Raw genomic sequence first — 19,660 nt, forward strand, 5'->3', positions numbered from 1 at the left:
AATTGCAAGCGATGACCCGCAAAAATATTTGGCCGCAGATTTGGCTGATCATCGGGCGCCACTCAGTTATGATTGTGGTGAAACGCGGCGCGCAGATGCAAGTAACAGGCGTTGTATAGGACTAATCCGGGGGAGTAGCGGTACATGAACGTCAAAAAAGCCATCGTGCTGATCGTCGACGAGGCTTCGGACAATCTGATCGAGATGAATCGGCTGTTGCAGAAACAGTACGAAATCCGGCTGGCCAACAGCGGCCGCGCGGCGCTGTCGGTGATGCAGCAGGTGCCGCGCCCGCATCTGGTTGTGCTGGACACGGCGCTGCCGGACATCGACGGCTATGCCGTCTGCCAGCAGCTCAAGTCGAATCCCGACACCGCCGACATCCCGGTGATCTTCCTGCAGTCCGGCGACGAGCGTGACGAGGAGCGCGCGTTGATGGAGGGCGGCGCCGACGTCGTCGCCAAGCCGGTGCTCGGCGACGTGCTGCGCGCGCGGGTCGACACCCACCTGCAGCTGCGCCACGCGCGCGAGCTGCTCAAGCAGCAGCGCAACCTGCTCGAACACGTGGTCGAGGAGGTCACGCTGGAGTTGAGCCAGATGCTCGACGCGATGATCTGGGCGCTGGCGTCGCTGGCCGAGACGCGCGAATACGAAACCCCCAACCACCTGCGCCGGGTGCAGCATTACGTGGTCGCGCTGGCGCGCCAGCTGCAGGGCCACAAGCGCTTTTCCGAGGAGCTCAGCGACGCCAACATCAAGTCGCTGTACAAGGCCGCGCCGCTGCACGACATCGGCAAGGTGTCGATCCCGGACGCCATCCTGCTCAAGCCTGGCCACCTGACGGAGGCCGAATTCGCCGTCATGAAGATGCACACGGTGTACGGGCGCGACGCCATCGTCAACGTTGAGAACCACCTCGGCTACACCAACACCTTCCTGCGCTACGCGCGCGAGATCACCTACTCGCACCAGGAGAAGTACGACGGCTCCGGCTATCCGGAAGGCCTGGCCGGCGAGGCGATACCGATGTCGGCGCGGCTGATGGCGGTGGCCGACGTCTACGACGCGCTCATTTCCAAGCGCGTCTACAAGCCGGCCTTCACCCACGAAACGGCGATGGAGATGATACGCCAGGCCAGCGGCGAGCATTTCGATCCGGACGTGGTGGACGCGATGCTGACCGCCGAGGAGGAATTCATGGCCATCGCCGAGCGTTACAGCGACAGCCACGGCGACGATGGCGGCGACATCCTGCCGTTCGTCGCGACCTGACCGCGCCGCCGCCATGCGCTCGCGCGGCCTGCTGGCCTTCGCCATCGGCATTTGCGTGACGATCGGCACCTGCTACCTGGTGGCCACCGAGCAGCGCGCGCAGGTGCGGGCCAACTTCCAGCGCGACGCCGACAAGGTCACGCGCGACACCGAGGTGCGGCTGCAGACCTACTTCGACATGCTGCTCAGTATCAAGGGCATGTACGCGCTGGGCGACCGCATCGACCGCGCCAGCTTCACGCGCTTCATCCAGGAGCTCAAGCTGGACCGGCGCTATCCCGGCTTCCAGGCGATCCAGTTCGTGCGGGCGGTGCCGGAGGAGGCGCTGGCCGCCTTCACCGAGTCGGTGCGGCGCGACGCCAGCGTCGACCCGCGCGCCTATCCGGACTTCCACATCCACCCGGCCAACCGCCGTCCGCTGCACTACATCATCGAATACACGGAGCCGCTCAAGGGTAACGAGAACGCCTTCGGCCTCGATCTGGCGGCGCTGCCGCCGCATCTGAAATCGCTGGAGATCGCGCGCGACAGCGGCGACATCGTCGCCACCGAGCGCATCACGCTGGTGCAGGACTCCAGCGGCGAGCCGGGGTTCGTGGCGCGCGCGCCGGTCTACCGCAACGGCGCGCCGCTGCAGACGGCCGAGCAGCGCCGCGCCGCGCTGGTGGGATTCGTCGCCATCGTCTTCCGCGTCAACACGCTGATGCGCGAGGTGATCGACGCGCCGCTGCTGCAGCATCTGCAGGTGCGCATCGAGGACAGCGGCTACGGCGGCGGCGCCACCCCGCCCGCCGCCGGCGACACGCTGCTCTACGACAGCGACGGCAAGATCGACGCCGGCCGGCCGGGGAGCCTGCTGCCGGTCGACCTGAGCGCGCTCAAGGTGCTGCCGGTCGGCCACCGGCGCTGGCTGATCCACTTCCAGGGACACGAGGGATCGCGTTACGGCAGCTCGTCGATGCCGGTGCTGCTGATCGGCGTGGCGGGCTTGATCATCAGCGCGCTGATCGCGGCGCTGCTGGTGTCGGCGCGGCGCCTGACCGCCACCAAGCACGGACTGGAACACAGCCTGGCGGAGCTGGAGCGGCAAAAGAGCAACGTGGAGCAGGCGCGCAGCGACCTGGCGTCGGTGGTGCAGACGCTCAAGCAGGCGCAGAGCAACCTGGTGACGTCGGAGAAGATGGCGGCGCTGGGCGCGCTGGTGGCCGGCGTCGCGCACGAGCTCAACACGCCGATCGGCAACAGCCTGCTGACGGCCAGCGCGCTGAGCGACATGGTGCGCGATTTCGAGCGGCGCCTGGCCACCGACGGCGGCTTGAAACGCTCGGCGCTGGAAGCGCACCTGGCCGAGGCGCGCAAGGCGTGCGACATCATGAACACCTCGCTGACGCGGGCGGCCGACTTGATCACATCGTTCAAGCAGGTGGCGGTGGACCAGGCGAGCGGCCAGCGGCGCGTGTTCCGGCTGGAGGACGTGGTGCGCGACACCTTGGCGACCTACGCGACGCAGTTGCGGCGGCGCGTGTGCGAGGTCAGTTTCGACGTGCCGGCCGATCTGGAGTTCGACTCCTATCCGGGCAGTTTGAGCCAGGTGCTGAGCAACCTGATTGGCAACGCGCTGTTGCACGGCTTCGACGGACGGGAATGCGGCGCGATCACGATCACGGCGCGGCGCAGCAGCGAGGACTGGGCCACGCTGGAGTTCCGCGACGACGGCGTCGGCATGACGCCGGGAACGCTGCACAAGATCTTCGATCCGTTCTTCACCACCAAGCTGGGGCAGGGCGGTTCGGGGCTGGGGATGAACATCGTCTACAACATCGTCACCGGCGTGCTGCGGGGAACGATCAAGGTCGAGGCGGAACCGGGGAAAGGCACCTGCGTGACGTTGGAGTTGCCACTCGATCCGCCACAATGACACGCCCAACTCCGGGGTCAGGTCCACCAATTCTACACGTGCTGATCCGTCTGACGAGGCGTAAGGGGCCTAGCGCCGGGTTCGTGTAGAAATGGTGGACCTGACCCCGGAGTATGAACCGGATTAGTTATAGCGCTGGCGCAGCAGCGCCAGCATCGCGACGTTCAGTTCCCACGCGTTCGAGACTTCCTTTTGCGTGTAGGGCAGCGTTTGCGTGTACGGCACCGGGCCGAATTCCGGCGTCAAGGTCATGCGCGCGGCGCCGTCGGCTCGCCGCAGCCGCAGCACTTCGTCCCACCACGACAGGTGCGCCTCCAGCGCCGCCCGCGCTTCCGGCGCGCGGAAGTCCGCCACCTGCGGCCCCTGCGGATGGCCCACCCGCGCATGGATGTGGCGCACCCGCGGCAAGGTCGCCGCCAGCGTTTGCGGCTGGTCGTCGAGCAGCGATTCGCAGGCGCAGCACCAGTGCGACAGGTCGGCCGTCAGCCGCAATTCCGGCATCCGCTCCAGATACGGCAGCAACAGCATCGGGTGCGCGCTGAAGCGGCTGCGGTGGATCTCGTGGTAAATCGGCACGCCGTGCCGGCGCGAGATGGCGTCGGCCAGTTCCAGCAGCTCGCCGTTTTGCGCCGGCGTGAAGTAGTCCTTGCCGGTCTGCGAGTTGACATGCAGCGGCGCGGCGGCGCAGGCGTTGTCCAGCAGCTCGGCCAGCGCCGCGCGGTGCGCGTCGAACCCCGGCACCAGCGCCGTCTCCCATTGCGATGCGATCAGCCCCAGGCCGGCGGCGGCGATGCGGCCGGTCCAGTCGTCGCGCGCGGCGGCGTCCAGCGGCAGCGACATTTCGATGCCGTCGAAGCCGGCCGCCTTGACGCGGTCGACGAACACCTGCGGCGCCAATTCGTTGTTGCCCCAGTGGGCGGCGAAGATTTGGACGATCAAAGGAAGCCCCGCACCGGGAAGCTGGCGTCGCGCTGTATCCAGTTCAGCGGAGAGTAGTCGGTGGCGCCGTCGGTGACGTGCAGCGTGTACGCGTGGCGCGAGAAGGCCGAGCGGTTCGGCGCGCTGTAGTGCGGCAGCAGGCCGTGGAAGCATACCAGGCTGCCGGCCTTGCATTCGAGCGGCACGGCGGTGCTGTCGTCCGGCCACGGCATGTCGCTGAGTTTTTCCATGCGCACGTGGTCGCCCGTGCGCAGGAAGCGTTCGCGCATCGGGCCCCGATGGCCGCCCGGTTCGGCCCACATGCAGCCGTTTTCCAGCGTGGCGTCCTCCAGCGCGAACCAGAAGGTGGTCACGCTCACCGGGTCGGTGTCGAAGTAGGTGGCGTCCTGGTGCCAGCGCACCTCGCCGCCGATGCCGGGCTGCTTGAAGATGTACATCGATTGCCACACCTTGGCGTCGGCCAGGCCCAGGTCGCGCGCCACGGTGACCAGGCGCGGGTCGGCCGTGAAGGCGCGGAACACCGGGTCCAGATCGTGCATCGCGTGGCCGATCTTGTTGATCGACAGCGACTTGTCCTGTTTCAGCCCGCCGTCCGGGCCGAACGCTTCCTCTTCGAAGAAGCAGCGCACGGTGTTGTCCGAGCGCAGGAAGTAGTCGTCGGTGGTCTTTTCCTGCTCGACGGTGCTGAAGATGCCGGCCCCTTTCGGGTCGAATTCGTTGACAATCTGCCCCGCACGAGCGCGCAGCGTGACGATGTCGGCGGCGCTCTTGAAGTCCGGCAGCACAATGTAGCCATCGCGTTGATAGTGTTGTTTTTGCGCGTCTGTCAGCATGTACTGCTCCCGAATGATAATGGTGGATCGATCATTGTACGGCGCCGGGCAAGGCCAAACAATGCGCAAAAGGTTGACACATTGTCGCTTAAATGGAGACAATCAGACATGGACCAATTACGCGCAATGGAGATTTTCGTCGAAGTGGCGCGGCTGCGCAGCTTCAGCGAGGCGGGCCGCCGGCTGGGGCTGACGCGGGCCATGGTCAGCAAGCACATCCTGCAGCTGGAGGACAGGCTGCAGGCGCGCCTGCTGCACCGTTCGACGCGCGAGGTGAGCCTGACCGATGCCGGCCAGGCCTATCTGGCGCCGTGCATGGCGACCGTGGAGCAGGCGCGCGAGGCGGCGCATGTGGTGTCGCAGGCCGGCGCGGAGCTGGCCGGACCGCTGCGCATCCAGGCGCCGTCCAGCTTTGGCAGCGAGTGGCTGGCCGGCGCGGTGGCGCGTTTCAACCTGCTGCACCCGCAACTGGCGCCGATGCTGCACCTGGACGATGCGCTGCTCGATCCGATCGAGCATGGCTTCGATTTGACGATCCGGGTGGGCGGCATCCCGGACGTGCACGCGCTGGCCATGCGGCCGCTGGCGCCGTGCCGGGGCGTGTTGTGCGCGTCGCCCGATTACCTGGCGCGCCACGGCGTGCCGCGGTCGCCCGAGGACCTGCACGATCACCGCTGCCTGCACTTCAGCCATCTGACCGACGGCACGGCGTGGCATTTCAGCAAAGGGGCGGAGCGGCGCACGGTGCGGGTGCGCGCCGCGTTCACGGCGAATAATGGCTTGGTGCTGCAGCAGGCCGCCCAGCAGGGGCTGGGCATCGTCTACAACACCACCTTCCTGGCCTGGCGCGCGCTGAGGGAGGGCACATTGGTGCCGGTGCTGGCCGACTGGGAGCTGCCGCTCAATTATCTCAGCGCGCTGTATCCGGCCAGCCGCCAGCCGTCGCCCAAGGTGCGGGCGCTGATCGATTTCCTGGTGGCGGAGTTTCAGCCGGTGCCGCCGTGGGACCTAAAGGACCATGGTTCCACGTAGGGCGGATTAGCGCAGCGTAATCCGCCATGCGTGCGCCGTCGGCGGCTCGAAGATGGCCGATTACGGCGTTCCGCCTAATCCGCCCTACGTGTTTCAGAAGGTTTTTATGGCGTCTAAACCCGCCAGGCGCCGTCGCGGTACACCTGCTCGTCGTCCAGATATACGGCCTCGGTCACCGCGAACACGTCGACGTGGTAGCGCGCCTCCTTGCGCTTGAACTGCGGCTTGGCGTAAACCCCGTGCTTGGCCCCGAGCGACAGGTGGATGCCGCACATGCGCTCGAAGGTGCCGATGTCGTCGACCATGCGCTCGCGCGAAAACGCCCGGTTCATGCCGAAGCCCAGCTCGCGCAGCCACACCTCGCCCTCGTGCGCGCGGATGATGGCGAGCATGTTGTCAAATTCCGGCGTGGCGTTCTCGGCCCCCACCACGCGGCCTTGTTCGACGATCAAGGTCACCGGCGTGGCCGGTTTGTTGACTAAAAACGACGTGTCGCCGAACACGAAGATGCGCACCCGCCCGTTGACCGCCTCCAGGTCGCGCGCCTCGGTGAACACCTCGCCCAGCGGGAACTGGCCGCCGACGTTGTTCATGCCCCCGTAGTCGCCGATATTGAGCTTGGCCGCTTCGAACGGCGAGCCGAACACCAGCCGCGCGCCGTCGCCGCTGTCGACCACGCCGTGGCGGGCGGCGTCGATGCGGGCCTTGAGCGCGTGGCCGACGCCGCGGTAGTAGGCCGGGTCGTAGGCCAGCGCGTCGATGTAGCGCAGTCCCTGTTCGCCCGGCATGCGCGACAGGTGCACATGCTCGATCACCTTCAGCCCCCGCTTGAACAGTTCGATGCGGATGCGGAACGCCTCGAGCCGGAAGCTGGTCGACTGGATCAGCACCACCAGGTCGCCCGCCGCCATGCCGGCGAAGGCGGCCAGCACGTCGTCCGGCGTTACGCTGTCGAAGTCGACGAAGCTCGCGTCCGGCACCACGCGCCGGTAGGCCTCGGTCAGCGCCCGGTTGAGGTCGGTGCGGGTGTCGTGGACGATCAGCGCGCCGCGCCCCGGCGCGTGGCCGATGGCCAGCGCCAGCGTGTCGCCCACATTACGCTGCGCCGTGTCGACCGCGTGCTCGGGAATGGCGCCGAAGCGCGAGGTAGTCATTTGGGAAACTAGGTCTGTCATGGGGATTGCCGCGTTGAATGTCGCATTATAAGGGCATTCATATGGGGTATTCGCGCCGCCGCCACGCCGGCGCGCATTCTCCTTGTAATGACCAGGGCAGCGATATAGAATCAGGAATATAGCCTAGCAGCAACTCCTTGGCATAACAACAGGACGCATGATGACGGTAATAATGGGACAGGATTTGCCGCTGGAGCGCCCGGACGCGAACGGCCGCGCGGCGTTGTTCGTACCGACGGCCAGCATCAAGGACGATGTGCTGGAGACGGTGCGCAAGGGGTCGGCGATTGTCGGTTTCGGCAACCATGACCGGACGTTAACCATTTATTACGAGAGCAACCGCTTCAACGAGCCCAATCTGCTCAAGTGGGAGCAAAAGGCGCGCAAGGCCTTCGAGCGCCTGGCCGACAACCTGCCGACCGTCTCCAAAATGGTCAGCAAGCCGGAGAACTTCGAGCAGGTCGGCTACATCAGCAGCAAGGGCATCCTGATCCGCCGCATGGAAAAGCTGCTCAACTGGCTGGAGACGTCGGGCGCCGGCGATTCCGCCCCGACGTCGGAAAACATCGTCTTCACGCCGCCGCCCCCGCCCAAGAAAATCGACTGACGCCGCCGTCTCCCGGCTATGATGTTGCGTGCGCGCCCGCGACGCGGGATGTTGTATGTTAATGACAATAATCGATACAGGAGACCATGATGTCCACTAATCTATGCACGACTTACCGCCGGGCCGGCGCCTTGCTGGTGGCGACGGCGGCACTGCTGCTGGGCGGCTGCCAGAAGAGCGATCCGAGCGAGGCCGGTCCGGCCGAGCGCGCGGGCCGCAAGGTCGACGAGGCGACGGCCAAGGCTGGCAGCGAGTTGAGCCAGGTGCGCGAGACCGCCGGCCAGCAGATGAGCGACGCGGCCAAGGACACTAGCCAAAAGCTCGACAAGGCGGCCGACACGGCCGGGCAAAAGCTCAACGAGGCGACCCAGGCGGCCGGCAGGAAGCTCGAGCAGGCCGGCGAGAAGATGCAGGAAAAGGCCAGGGAACGCGAGGCGGCCGCCGGCACGCCGGCCAAGTAAGACGGTAGCGGGCAGGGGTCAGGCCGCGGCGGCGGGCGTCAACGCCGCCGGCGCCGCGTCCCCCGACACCACGCTCAAGTCGACGAAGCCCTCGCGCCAGGCCAGTTCCAGGTCCTGTTCGATCGCCTCCATCGACGTGCGCTCGAAATTGGCGAATCCGCGCACGCCATAGGCGCGGTTGCGGCCGTGGGACTTGGCCATGTACAGCGCCATGTCGATCAGATTGACGGCGCGCTCCCATGGCAGCGGCGTGCCGCCCGCCGACAGCGGAAACGGCGAGAACCCCACCGAGACATTCACCGAAATCTCGTGCTCCTGGTAGCGGATGGCCTGCGACGAGATGCCGGTCAAAATCCGCCGCGCGATGTCGTCCAGGCCGTGGCGCGGGCTGGCCGGCAGGAACGCCAGGAATTCCTCGCCGCCCCAGCGCACGATCATGTCCGTCTCGCGCAGCGCGATGCGCAAATTCTCGGCGATCATCTTGAGCACGGCGTCGCCGGCGGCGTGGCCGTAGGTGTCGTTGATGTGCTTGAAGTGGTCGACGTCGAGCAGGAACAGCGCGCCGACGATGTCGTCGTGGCGCTCGACGCGCTTCTCGATGTCCGGCCTGGGCTTGTCCTGCGGCTTGAAGCCGCGCATGAACTCCTGGAAGTGGCGCCGGTTGTACAGCGACGTCAACGGATCGAGCGTCGATTGCGCCTTGAGCTCGAGGTTTTTTTCCTCCAGCCGCGCGTTGGCGTTGCGCACTTTGCGGTAGAGCATGCCGATCATCACCGACGCCAGCGCGAACACCAGCGCCAGCAGCCACCAGATGCGCTGCTGCAGGCGGCGGTTGTCGATCTCGGCGCCCTTGAGCTGGTTCTCCCGCCTGAGCAGTTCGATCTGGCGCTGCTTTTTCTCGGTCTCGTATTTTTCCTGCAGCTCCAGCACGGATTTCTGGCGCTGCTTTTCAAACAGTTCGTTCGACAGCTCGCGCTCGCGGTGGTAGGCCGACACCGCGCCGGCCATGTCGCCCGAGCGTTCCAGCGCCTCGCCGTATTCGCGCAGCGCCGCCTGCAGGTAGGGCTTGTTGTTCTCCCGCTCGTAGCGCGCCATGCCGGCCTCGTAATGCTGCTTGCCCTCGGCGATGCGGCCCATCCACAGATACGCCTGGCCCAGGTTGGCGTGCGCCACGCCGGCGGTCGACTCGTCGTTGGAGCGCTGCGTCACGCGCAGCGCTTCGAGCGCGTACTGCGCCGCGCGCGGATAGTCGCCTTGTTTCAGATAGCTGTCGGACAGGTTGACCAGGGTGGCGCCGACCATGCGTTCGGCGCCCAGCTTGCGCACCAGCTCCAGGTTGTAGAGCAGCGCCCGCAGCGCGCGCTTGGGCTGGCCGGAGTCGATCGCCAGCCCGTACTCGGTGGTCTTGGCCATCGCCATGCGGCCCGGCGAGTGCAGTTTTTCGGTCTCGGCCAGCAGCTCGTCGAGGCAGTCGGACGCCTTGTCGTATTCCTTCATCTGCGTGTACAGCTCCGTCAGCGCGTTGAGCGCGGCGGCCAGCATCGCCGGATCGTCGCGCACCGTGCGCGACAGGTCGAGCGCCTGCTGCAGCTTGACCAGCGCCTGCGGGAAGTTGCCCTGCTCGGCGTAGGACTGGCCGGCGGTGATGGTCGCCTGCGTGCGCAGCGCGGCGTTGGTGGTGGTCATGGCCAGCTTTTCGGCGACGAAGGCGAGGTGGTGCGCGGCGTCGACCTCGGCCTTGTCGAACAACACGTAGACCTTGTTGAGCATGCCCTTGGCGACGATGACGTCGTCCTTCAGGCTCCTGCCGTAGGCGATGACCTGCTCGGCGCCGGCCAGCGCGCCGGCGTTGTCGCCCATGCGCATGCGCGAGGCGCTGATCTGGATCATCAGCTCGGCGCGGGTGTACGGGGATTTGCCGGCCACCTGCGGCGCGAGCGTGAGCAGCTCGGCCAGCGCCTTGTCGGGGACGAAGCGGCTTTGCTCGCGGATGTCCAGCAGGCGGCTGTTGAGCGTGGCCTCGTCCATCTGGGCCAGCGCCAGCGCGGGGCACAGCATGAGGACGGCCGCCAGCGCGCCGCCACCCGCACGGCCCAACCACCAGCTATTTCGCATACCTGCCAACGCCACGCCCCCTCAAAGCACTCCGCAACTGCAGAGTGTCAGGGTAATTATATTCGTGTTGCAACTACGAAAGCGCGCGTGCGCGTATTTTTCATCGGAAAGCGCACAACCGTGCCGATACGTGTGGCGAGGTTGATAAATGGCGCCGCGCCCGCGCTTAATCGGCCCGTTTAAGCGGCCAATTGCTGCAGCAGATAGAGCCGCTGATACAGGCCGCCGTCGATCCGCATCAGCTGCTCGTGCGGCCCGGTCTCGGCGATGCGGCCGTGATTGAGCACGATGATGCGGTCGGCGTCGCGGATGGTCGACAGCCGGTGCGCGATGGCGATCACCGTCACCTTGCCGCGCAACTCGTCCATCGCCACCTGCACGATCTGCTCCGTTTGCGAGTCGATGTGCGAGGTCGCCTCGTCGAGCAGCAGGATGCGCGGCCGTCCGGCCAGCGCGCGCGCGATCGCGATCAGCTGCTTCTGGCCGACCGACAGGCGCGAGCCGCCTTCGCCCAGCGGCGTGTCGTAGCCCTGGTCGAGCGCCGTGATGAAATCGTGCGCGTGCGCCGCGCGCGCCGCCGTCTCGATCTGCGCCTGCGTCAGGCCGCGGCCCATGTCGATGTTCTCGCGCGCGGAGGCGGCCAGCAGGAACGGGTCCTGCGGCACCAGGCCGACCTCGGCGCGGAAGCGCTCGTTGTCGATCGCGTCGAGCGGCACGCCGTGGATGGCGATGGCGCCGTGGCGCGCCGGATAAAACCGCAGCAGCAGCGACAGCAAGGTCGATTTGCCGCTGCCGGTGTGGCCGACGATGCCGAAGAACGCCCCCTGCGGAATCTCCAGCGACAGGTCGTGCAGCACCGTCTGGCCCGCGTTGTAGGCGAAGCTCAGATGGCGGATCGCCACCGCCGGCGTGCCGGCGCGCTCGCCCGCGGCGGCGCCGCGCTGGCCGGCGTCGTGGCCCGGCGCCGCCGCGTGCTCGTCGGCGGCCGTCTCGTCGAGCAGCGTCGCCACGCGGGCGCTGGCCACCACCGCCTGCTGCAATTGGCTGAACTGCATGGTGATCTGGATCAGCGGCTCGATCACGCGCGCCAGGTAGCTGATGAACGCGTACAGCACGCCCACCTCGGTGGCCGTCATCTGGCGGTTGCCGAACACGAAAATCACCGCCGCCAGCAGGATGATGTTGAACAGGTCGAGCGCGGGCCGCAGCAGCCAGGCGTTGGCGCGCAGCTCGGCCAGGCGCGCCGTGTAGTGGTCCTGGTTGGTGGCGGCGAAGCGGGCGCCGAAGCGGGCCTCGGCGTTGTTCGCCTGCAGCACGCTCATGCCGCCGATCGACTCGGCCATCTGGCCGTTGATGTCGCTGCGCAGCGCGCGCGCGCGGGTGACGGCCGGCGCGCTCCAGCGCTGGTACAGCCAGACGATCACCAGCACCGCCGGCAGCAGCGCCAGCACCATCGACATCAGGCGCCAGTCCAGCCACGCCATCGCGCAGATGGTGCCGACCAGGACGATCGTACTGTCGAGCATGACGAACAGCACCTGGATGTACAGGTTCTTGACCGCCTCGGTGTCGTTGGTCACGCGCGAGACCAGCTGGCCGGTGATGGCGCGGTCGAAGAACGACATCGGCAGCAGCAGCACGTGGCTGTAGACCATCTGCCGCAGCCGCATCACCGAGCGCATCGCCAGCCCGGACAGGCGCACCAGCTGCCAGTAGCGCAGGCCGCTGGCGATCCAGCCGGTCAGCAGCAGGCCGGCCAGCAGGCCGGCCATGCGCGGCCAGTCGAGGTGGCGCGGCAGCAGGTGCTCGTCGATCAGCGCCTTGCCCATGATCGGGCCGAGCACCTCGAGCAGCGCGGCCAGCATCAGCCACATCACGGCCCAGCCCAGGTGGTGCCGGTCGGGGCGGGCGGCGCGGTGCAGCAGCGAGAACGCCCGGCGGGTCTGGCTGCCGGCCGGCTTGGTATCTTGGTCGGACTTAGAGGGCATCGAGGCTGGCTTCCAATTGTTGATAGCGCCACTGGCTGGCATACCAGCCGTCCTGCTCGAGCAGTTGTTCGTGGCTGCCGGTTTCGCTGATGCGGCCGTCGCGCAGCACGACGATCAGGTCGGCGTTGATGACGGCGCTCAGGCGGTGGCTGGCGATGACGGCGCTGCGGCCCTTGCGCGCCTGGCGCAGTTGTTCCAGGTGTTCGAGGATGCGCGTCTCGGTGCCGGTATCGACCGCCGACAGCGCGTCGTCGAGCAGCAGCAGGTCGTTATCGGCCAGCAGCGCGCGGGCGATGGCCACGCGCTGGCGCTGGCCGCCGGACAAGGTGATGCCTTTTTCACCGACCTCGGTCTCGTACCCTTGCGGGAACTTGAGGATGTCGTCGTGGATGGCGGCCAGGTTGGCCGCGTGTTCGACCTGCGCGCGGGTGGCGTCGGGACGGGCCAGCGCGATATTGTCGGCGATCGACGACGAGAACAGGAACGATTCCTGCGGCACCCAGCTGATCGCCGCGCGCAGCGCCCGCAACTGGTATTCGTCGAGCGCGTGGCCGCTCCAGCGCACGCTGCCCGATTGCGGCGTGAGCTGGCGCATCAGCACGCGCAGCAGGGTCGACTTGCCGCAGCCGGTGGGGCCGACCAGGCCCAGGGTCTGGCCCGGCTTGAGCTCGAGCGTGATGTTGGACAGGGCCGGCGCCGACTGCTCCGGGTAGGCGTAGCCGACGCCGCTCAAGGCCAGCGCGCCGGGCGCGACCCGGTTCAGGGTGCCGTGGTCGTCGATGGCCAGCGGCGCGTCGAGCATCGGCTGCAGGCGCTGCCAGGCGGCGCGTCCGCGTTCGATCAGCGACAGCACCCAGCCGGCGGCGAACATCGGCCAGATCAACTGGCCCAGGTACATGGTGAAGGCGGTCAGCGCGCCGATGGTCAGCTGGCCGTGCCACACCAGATAGCCGCCCAGGCCGATGGTCAGCGCGCTGGCGGCGGTCAGGGTCAGGCCGACGGCCGGCTCGTAGGCCGCCTCCCACACCTGGGCGCGCAGGCTGGCGTCGGACGCGTGGCGCGCCAGCTCGCCGAACTGCTGCGCGCTGCGCTGTTCCAGGCCCAGCGCGCGCAAGGTGCGCACGCCCGACAGTGTCTCCTGGACATGGTCGTTGAGATCGCTGAAGCGCTTGAGCGAGTCGGTCGAGGCGGTGTGGATGTGGCCGGAGATATACCAGAACGCCCAGCCCATCAGCGGGAACGGCAGCAGCGCCACGCAGGCCAGGCGCCAGTCGACGCCGAGCAGCATCACGCCCAGCACCAGCACCAGGGTCAGCGCGCCGTCGAAGCCGGCCAGCATGGCCTCGCCGGCGGCCATCTCGATGGCGTCGATATCGTTGGTGGCCAGCGCCATCAGGTCGCCGGTGCGCTGGCGCTGGTAAAAGCCGGCGCCCTGCAGCGACATGCGCGTGTACAGGCGGGTGCGCAGCGACACGCCCAGCTTGTAGGCGGCGCCGTACAGGATCTGGCGCCAGGCCACGCGCAGGAAGTAGATGGCCGCGCCGATCAGCAGCAGGCCGCCGATTTGCAGCAGCAGGGCGCGGCCCGACAGGGTGTGGGCGGCCAGGCCGTCGATCATGGAACCGACCTTGCGCGGCACCCAGACGGTGAGCGTGGCGACGCCGGCCAGCATCAGGCCGGAGACCGCATAGGCGCGGCTGTGCTGGCGCACAAAGCCGCCAATCAGCGCTGAAAGTGTAGACATGGTGCCTCGGAATAGCGTGGAGCCGGCGGAGCGTCGCCGGTGCGTAGTCCGTTAGGATACAGCAAGGCAAAGAAAAGCGGGCCGGAGCCCGCTTGTCGAGACCGACGCGCCGCCGCGCCGGGTACCACGACTAGCCGATCGCTAGCCGATGCTCGGCTGATTGCCGCTTATTTCTTGCCTTTGCCGCCGCTGACCATGTCGAGCTGCTTGCCCTTGGGCGCCGCTTCCTTCAATTTGGATGGCTTGGTTTCCGGCGCCAGCGCGATCGGCTTGGGCGGCGGCACCGGGAACGACGACTTGCCGGCGGCCGGTTTGACCTCGGTTTTCACCTCGGCCGGCGCCGGCGGCTCGATCGGCGCGGCGGCCGGTTTCGGCTTGACCGGGGCCTTGGCCGTTTTCGTCGGCGGCACGGCGAGCGGTTCGTTGGCCGAGGCGCCCGACGCCTCCGCGATCACGGGCGCGCTGTCGGGCGCGGCGACGGCCGCCGAGACGGCGGCGGCCAGCGTGGCCGGCGGCGCTTCGTCGGCTGGCGCGGGCGCGCTCACCGGCGCGACCGAGGCCAGCGGCGCCGGCTTGGCCACGGGCGCGGCCTCCAGCGGCTTGGCCTGTGGCAGCAGCGGGGTCGCCTTGGCCAGTTCCTGCGCCTGCGCGATGCCGCTTTGCGCGCTTTGCAGCAGCTCGGTCTGGGCGGCGGTGGCGATGCTGTAGAGCTGGCGGCCATAGGCCAGCAGGTGGTCGAAGCCGGACGGCTGGCCCGCGTTCAGGCGGAAGAGTTCCTGCGCATCCTTGGCGTCGAGCAACTTCCTGGCGGCGGCCGACGATTTCTCGACCGAGGCCTTGGTGGTGTTGAGATTGAGCGCGATGACCTTCTCGGCGCTGTCGACGGCGGTGTTGGCGAAGGTGTTGAAGATCTTAAACTGGGCTTCCAATTGCGATTTCGTGACGGCGGAAAACTGTTCGGTAAGCGAAGACATGGTTTCTCCTGAAACGACGATGGGCGTCTGTTGCGATGCAATATAAGAACATTCTAGCGACGAACAGTAGGCTTGGAAAGTTATTTTTTGTGCCATGTGGGAAAGAATGCCCCTAGGCAAAATGCGGCGTGAACACTATTTCACCGAAGTTTGATTTAACGCAAAAATTCCGCCAGGCGCCGCGTTGTTTGCTGCGACGCAATAATTGGTGCGACGGGGGGAAAGTGACTACAATCGGCTTACTGAAAAACAACGCCGGGAGCGTGCTCATGGATGTGGTCATCCGCAATGCCAATCTGGCCGACGGCCGCCGCGGCGTCGATATCGCCGTCGAACACGGGCGCATCGCCGCCATCGGGCCGGCGCTGCCGCTGGCGGGCGCGCGCGAGATCGACGCCGACGGCGACCTGGTCAGCGCGCCGTTCGTCGACGCCCACTTCCACATGGACGCCACGCTCAGCTATGGCCTGCCGCGCGTCAACGCCTCCGGCACCCTGCTCGAGGGCATCGCGCTGTGGGGCGAACTCAAGCCGGACCTGACGCAGCAGGCGCTGATCGGGCGCGCGTTGCAGTATTGCGACTGGGCCGTGGCGCGCGGCCTGCTGGCGATCCGCTCGCACGTCGACGTCTGCGACGACCGTCTGCTGGCGGTCGAGGCGCTGCTCGAGGTCAAGCGGCTGGTGGCGCCGTACCTGGATTTGCAGCTGGTGGCCTTCCCGCAGGACGGCGTGCTGCGCAGCCCGACCGCGCTGGCCAACCTCAAGCGCGCCATCGCCATGGGCGTCGACGTCGTCGGCGGCATCCCGCACTTCGAGCGCACCATGGCCGACGGCGCCGAATCGGTGCGCATCCTGTGCGAGTTCGCCGCCGAGCAGGGCTTGCGGGTCGACATGCACTGCGACGAATCGGACGATCCGCATTCGCGCCATATCGAAACGCTGGCCTACGAAAGCAACCGGCTCGGCCTGCACGGGCGGGTGACCGGCTCGCACCTGACGTCGATGCATTCGATGGACAATTATTATGTCAGCAAGCTGCTGCCGCTGATCCGCGAGGGCGGCGTGGCGGCCATCGCCAACCCGCTGATCAACATCACCCTGCAGGGCCGGCACGACAGCTATCCGAAGCGGCGCGGCATGACGCGCGTGCCGGAGATGCTGGCCGCCGGCATCGACGTCGCCTTCGGCCACGACTGCGTGATGGACCCGTGGTACAGCCTGGGCTCGGGCGACATGCTGGAGGTGGCGCAGATGGGCCTGCACGTGGCGCAGATGACGGGCCAGGACGCGATGCGCGCCTGCTTCGAGGCGGTGACGACGACGCCGGCGCGCATCCTCGGGCTGGAGGGCTACGGCATCGCGGTCGGCAACCACGCCGACCTGGTGCTGCTGGACGCGGCCGACCCGGTCGAGGCGATCCGGTTGCGCGCGGCGCGGCAGCTGGTGATGCGGCGCGGCGCGGTGATCGCCGAATCGCCGCGCGCGCATGCGCGGCTGAATTTGCCGGGGCGGCCGGAGCAGGTCAATTTCCGCCTGAACCGCTAGCGGCTGGACTTGCGGCCGGAAATCCATGACAATTGAACACGATTGTGCACGCGATCCATCCACGTCACCACGCCAATGCATGCGTCTCGACGACTCATGCATTGGCGGATTACGGCGTTCCGCCTAATCCGCCCTACGTGATTGAACAAATATTCATCGTTTAGCGTCCCTGGAGCCCACTTGAAAGAAATCGCCATCCGCGCCGCCACGGAAGCCGACTTCGGCGCCATGTGGGAAATTTTCCAGCAGCTCGTCGCCAGCGGCGACACCTATTACTTCGCCGCCGACACCAGCCGCGACGACTGCCACGCCTACTGGTTTGGCCCCGGCGTGCAATCGTACGTCGCGCTGCTCAACGGCGAGCGCCTGGTCGGCATGTACCGGCTGATTCCCAACCAGCGCGACCGCGGCGCCCACGTGGCCAACGCCTCGTTCATGGTCGGCCCGGCGGCGCAGGGCGTCGGCGTCGGCAAGCTGCTCGGCGAGGACTGCCTGGACCGCGCCCGCGCCCAGGGCTACCTGGCGATGCAGTTCAACTACGTGGTCAGCTCCAACATCGCCGCCGTGCTGCTGTGGAAAAAACTCGGCTTCTCGATCGTCGGCACCTTGCCGCGCGCTTACTACCACCAGTATCTGGGCTACGTCGACGTCTACGTCATGTACCAGTTGCTGGACGACCCCTCACACTGGCCCGATGCATGAACATTCTGGACACCGAACGCCTGCGCCTGCGCACCATCGACGTCGACGACGCCGCTTTTTATTATGAACTGGTCAACGACCCGACCTGGCTGGAGTTCATCGGCGACAAGGGCATCCGCAGCGTCGAGGGCGCGCGCACGGCCATCATCGACGGCCCGCGCGCGATGCAGCAGCGCTGCGGCCACTCGTTGTACGTAATGGAGCGCAAGAGCGACGGCCGGCCGCTCGGCCTGTGCGGCCTGATCCAGCGCGACGCGTTGCCCGACGCCGATATCGGCTACGCGATCCGGCCCGAGTTCTTCGGCCAGGGCTACACCCACGAGGCGGCGGTGGCGGTGCTGGCCTACGCGCGCGAGCGGCTGGGCATGAAGCGCGTGCTGGGCTTGACGGCGCCGGGCAACGCCAACTCCATCAATCTGCTGCGCAAGCTGGGCCTGGGTTATGTTGAGACCCGGCCGCTGCCGCCCGATGATCGTCCCACCAATATTTACTGCATCGAGTTTCCGCCCGCTCCGGCCTGATCTGTTGCAACGGCGGGAATCCTAGGGGTTTCAAGCGTGCCGGTCTTGGCATCCTTGCGCGGCAAGCGCATGATGAAAGCCAATTCTTGACAACGGAGACACCATGAAACTCGCCGATCTGAAGATAGGTGTGCGGCTGGGCCTGCTGGGCGCGTTCTTTTTCGTCGCGTTGGCGATCGTCGCCACCGGCGGCTGGCGCGCGCTCGATACCAGCAACGCCAACAGCGCGCAGGCGTTGCAGCGCTCGCTGGCGATCAGCCAGGCCATCGACACCGCGCGCAGCGCCCAGGTCGCGTTCAAGATCCAGGTGCAGGAATGGAAAAACATTCTGATACGAGGCAATGACCCGGCGCTGCTGGAGCGCTACACCCAGGCCTTCGTCAAGGCCGGCGACAGCACCCGCGCCGACCTGCAAAAGCTGGCCGGCATGTTGACCGCGCTGCAACTGAGCACGCCGCTGGTCGACGACGCCATCAAGACCCAGTCCGAGCTGGCGACGCGCTATCTGGCGGCGCTCAAGCAATACGACGCGGCCAATCCGGACAGCGCCAAGGTGGTCGACAACCTGGTCAAGGGGATGGACCGCGAACCGACCAAAAAGATCGACGACATCGTCGCCTACATCGGCACGGAGTCGGCCCGCCTGATGGAACAGATGGCGGCGGAGAGCCAAGCGGCGCACGCGCGCGCCGCGCTGGTGATGGGCGCGACGGTGGCGGTGACGCTGGTGGTCGGCTGCGTGACGGTGTTGTGGCTGATCAAGAGCATCACCGTGCCGCTGCACGCCGCCGTCGGCGTGGCGCAAACGGTGGCCGGCGGCGATCTGCGCAGCGAGGTGCGGATCGCCAGCAAGGATGAGATCGGCGAGCTGATGGGCGCGCTCAAGGCCATGCAGGGCAATCTGAGCGGCATCGTCGGCAAGGTGCGCGCCGGCACCGAGACCATCCAGGGGGCGACGGTGGAAATCGCCGCCGGCAATCTGGACCTGTCGGGCCGCACCGAGCAGCAGGCCAGCTCGCTGGAGGAGACGGCGGCGGCGATGGTGGAGCTGACCACCACGGTGCAGCAGAACAACGCCAACGCCAACGAGGCCAGCAAGCTGGCCGACGTCGCCTCGCAGGTGGCGGTGCGCGGCGGCGACGCCGTCGAGCAGATGGTGCGGACCATGGGGGCGATCAATGAATCCTCGCGCAAGATCGTCGACATCATCGGCGTGATCGACGGCATCGCCTTCCAGACCAACATCCTGGCGCTGAACGCGGCGGTGGAGGCGGCGCGCGCGGGCGAGCAGGGGCGCGGCTTCGCGGTGGTGGCCTCCGAGGTGCGCAACCTGGCGCAGCGCTCGGCGGCGGCGGCCAAGGAAATCAAGGAATTGATCGGCGATTCGGTCACGCGCGTCGAGGCCGGCAGCAGGCTGGCCGGGCAGGCCGGCGAGACGATGGGCGAGGTGGTCAGCAGCGTGCAGCGGGTGACGGCGATCATCGGCGAGATCTCGGCGGCCAGCGGCGAGCAGCGCGAGGGCATCGAGCAGGTCAGCATGGCGATCAGCCAGATGGACAGCGTGACCCAGCAGAACGCCGCGCTGGTGGAGCAGGCCGCCGCCGCCGCGGGCGCGCTGGCGCAACAGGCGGCCAGCCTGTCGGAGGCGGTCAGCGTCTTCAAGCTGGAGGAGCGGGCCCATGCGCCGCAGTTGCCGGCAGCCAAACCGCGTCCGTTGCAAATCGCTTGAGATAGCGTGCGGCACAAGGTTTGACGCCCATCAAGCGCCCGGTCGAACGGGCGTTGATGACTGGTGGTATCTACTATGATTCCTTTTTCACCGCTGCACGGGACGA

General features: G+C 67.2%; 16 protein-coding genes. 9 read left to right on the plus strand and 7 right to left on the minus strand.

Annotated elements, in window-relative coordinates:
* Positions 1-144 precede the first annotated feature (144 nt).
* A complete protein-coding gene (locus JOD97_RS24700; RefSeq protein ID WP_209724479.1) occupies positions 145-1,272 on the plus strand; it encodes an HD-GYP domain-containing protein in 1,128 nt (375 codons plus the stop codon).
* Positions 1,238-3,190 (plus strand): CHASE domain-containing protein, encoded by a 1,953-nt coding sequence (locus JOD97_RS24705; RefSeq protein ID WP_229264679.1) that lies wholly within the window; start codon positions 1,238-1,240, stop codon positions 3,188-3,190. The genes JOD97_RS24700 and JOD97_RS24705 overlap by 35 nt, the downstream gene beginning before the upstream one ends.
* 123 nt (positions 3,191-3,313) lie before the next feature.
* Here the strand turns inward: JOD97_RS24705 and JOD97_RS24710 are convergent, their stop codons facing one another.
* Together JOD97_RS24710 and JOD97_RS24715 are read right to left on the minus strand one after the other, a co-directional pair.
* Positions 3,314-4,129 (minus strand): sugar phosphate isomerase/epimerase, encoded by an 816-nt coding sequence (locus JOD97_RS24710; protein ID WP_209724481.1) that lies wholly within the window; start codon positions 4,127-4,129, stop codon positions 3,314-3,316.
* Positions 4,126-4,962 (minus strand): phytanoyl-CoA dioxygenase family protein, encoded by an 837-nt coding sequence (locus JOD97_RS24715; protein WP_209724483.1) that lies wholly within the window; start codon positions 4,960-4,962, stop codon positions 4,126-4,128. Before JOD97_RS24715 ends, JOD97_RS24710 begins: the two co-directional genes overlap by 4 nt.
* Positions 4,963-5,070: 108 nt before the next feature.
* Here JOD97_RS24715 and JOD97_RS24720 point away from each other — a divergent pair, with 108 nt between their 5' ends.
* A complete protein-coding gene (locus JOD97_RS24720) occupies positions 5,071-5,994 on the plus strand; it encodes a LysR family transcriptional regulator (protein WP_229264680.1) in 924 nt (307 codons plus the stop codon).
* Positions 5,995-6,107: 113 nt separating this feature from the next.
* On the opposite strand, the gene JOD97_RS24725 is transcribed toward JOD97_RS24720, so the two are convergent.
* The gene (locus tag JOD97_RS24725) at positions 6,108-7,148 is read right to left on the minus strand and encodes a hypothetical protein (RefSeq protein WP_229264681.1); all 1,041 of its coding nucleotides are present in this window, start codon (positions 7,146-7,148) and stop codon (positions 6,108-6,110) included.
* A 181-nt stretch (positions 7,149-7,329) separates the two neighbouring features.
* Between JOD97_RS24725 and JOD97_RS24730 the strand changes: the two genes are divergently transcribed.
* Together JOD97_RS24730 and JOD97_RS24735 are read left to right on the plus strand one after the other, a co-directional pair.
* Positions 7,330-7,776 carry a hypothetical protein gene (locus JOD97_RS24730; protein WP_209724615.1) on the plus strand — a complete coding sequence of 149 codons (447 nt, stop codon included), beginning with the start codon at positions 7,330-7,332 and terminating at the stop codon, positions 7,774-7,776.
* A gap of 89 nt (positions 7,777-7,865) precedes the next feature.
* Positions 7,866-8,237 carry an apolipophorin gene (locus JOD97_RS24735; protein ID WP_229264682.1) on the plus strand — a complete coding sequence of 124 codons (372 nt, stop codon included), beginning with the start codon at positions 7,866-7,868 and terminating at the stop codon, positions 8,235-8,237.
* 18 nt (positions 8,238-8,255) lie between these two features.
* On the opposite strand, the gene JOD97_RS24740 is transcribed toward JOD97_RS24735, so the two are convergent.
* The 4 genes from JOD97_RS24740 to phaP all read right to left on the minus strand — a co-directional run bounded on the left by JOD97_RS24740 (position 8,256) and on the right by phaP (position 15,058).
* Entirely contained in the window at positions 8,256-10,352 is a 2,097-nt protein-coding gene (locus JOD97_RS24740) for a diguanylate cyclase (protein WP_209724490.1), read from the minus strand.
* A gap of 179 nt (positions 10,353-10,531) precedes the next feature.
* Positions 10,532-12,340, minus strand: coding sequence for an ABC transporter ATP-binding protein (locus tag JOD97_RS24745; RefSeq protein ID WP_209724492.1), 1,809 nt, complete (start codon positions 12,338-12,340; stop codon positions 10,532-10,534).
* Positions 12,330-14,084 carry an ABC transporter transmembrane domain-containing protein gene (locus JOD97_RS24750; RefSeq protein WP_209724494.1) on the minus strand — a complete coding sequence of 585 codons (1,755 nt, stop codon included), beginning with the start codon at positions 14,082-14,084 and terminating at the stop codon, positions 12,330-12,332. Before JOD97_RS24750 ends, JOD97_RS24745 begins: the two co-directional genes overlap by 11 nt.
* Positions 14,085-14,251: 167 nt before the next feature.
* The gene (phaP, locus tag JOD97_RS24755; RefSeq protein ID WP_209724496.1) at positions 14,252-15,058 is read right to left on the minus strand and encodes a phasin family protein; all 807 of its coding nucleotides are present in this window, start codon (positions 15,056-15,058) and stop codon (positions 14,252-14,254) included.
* A 269-nt stretch (positions 15,059-15,327) separates the two neighbouring features.
* Here phaP and JOD97_RS24760 point away from each other — a divergent pair, with 269 nt between their 5' ends.
* The 4 genes from JOD97_RS24760 to JOD97_RS24775 all read left to right on the plus strand — a co-directional run bounded on the left by JOD97_RS24760 (position 15,328) and on the right by JOD97_RS24775 (position 19,554).
* A complete protein-coding gene (locus JOD97_RS24760) occupies positions 15,328-16,602 on the plus strand; it encodes an amidohydrolase family protein (RefSeq protein WP_209724498.1) in 1,275 nt (424 codons plus the stop codon).
* A gap of 180 nt (positions 16,603-16,782) precedes the next feature.
* The gene (locus JOD97_RS24765; RefSeq protein ID WP_209724499.1) at positions 16,783-17,304 is read left to right on the plus strand and encodes a GNAT family N-acetyltransferase; all 522 of its coding nucleotides are present in this window, start codon (positions 16,783-16,785) and stop codon (positions 17,302-17,304) included.
* Positions 17,301-17,825 carry a GNAT family N-acetyltransferase gene (locus JOD97_RS24770; RefSeq protein WP_209724502.1) on the plus strand — a complete coding sequence of 175 codons (525 nt, stop codon included), beginning with the start codon at positions 17,301-17,303 and terminating at the stop codon, positions 17,823-17,825. Before JOD97_RS24765 ends, JOD97_RS24770 begins: the two co-directional genes overlap by 4 nt.
* 103 nt (positions 17,826-17,928) lie before the next feature.
* On the plus strand, positions 17,929-19,554 hold the full coding sequence (locus JOD97_RS24775; protein ID WP_209724504.1) for a methyl-accepting chemotaxis protein: 1,626 nt from the start codon (positions 17,929-17,931) through the stop codon (positions 19,552-19,554).
* The last annotated feature ends 106 nt before the right edge of the window (positions 19,555-19,660 follow it).

It is taken from the genome of Duganella sp. 1411 (assembly GCF_017833525.1).
Lineage (GTDB): Bacteria > Pseudomonadota > Gammaproteobacteria > Burkholderiales > Burkholderiaceae_D > Rugamonas.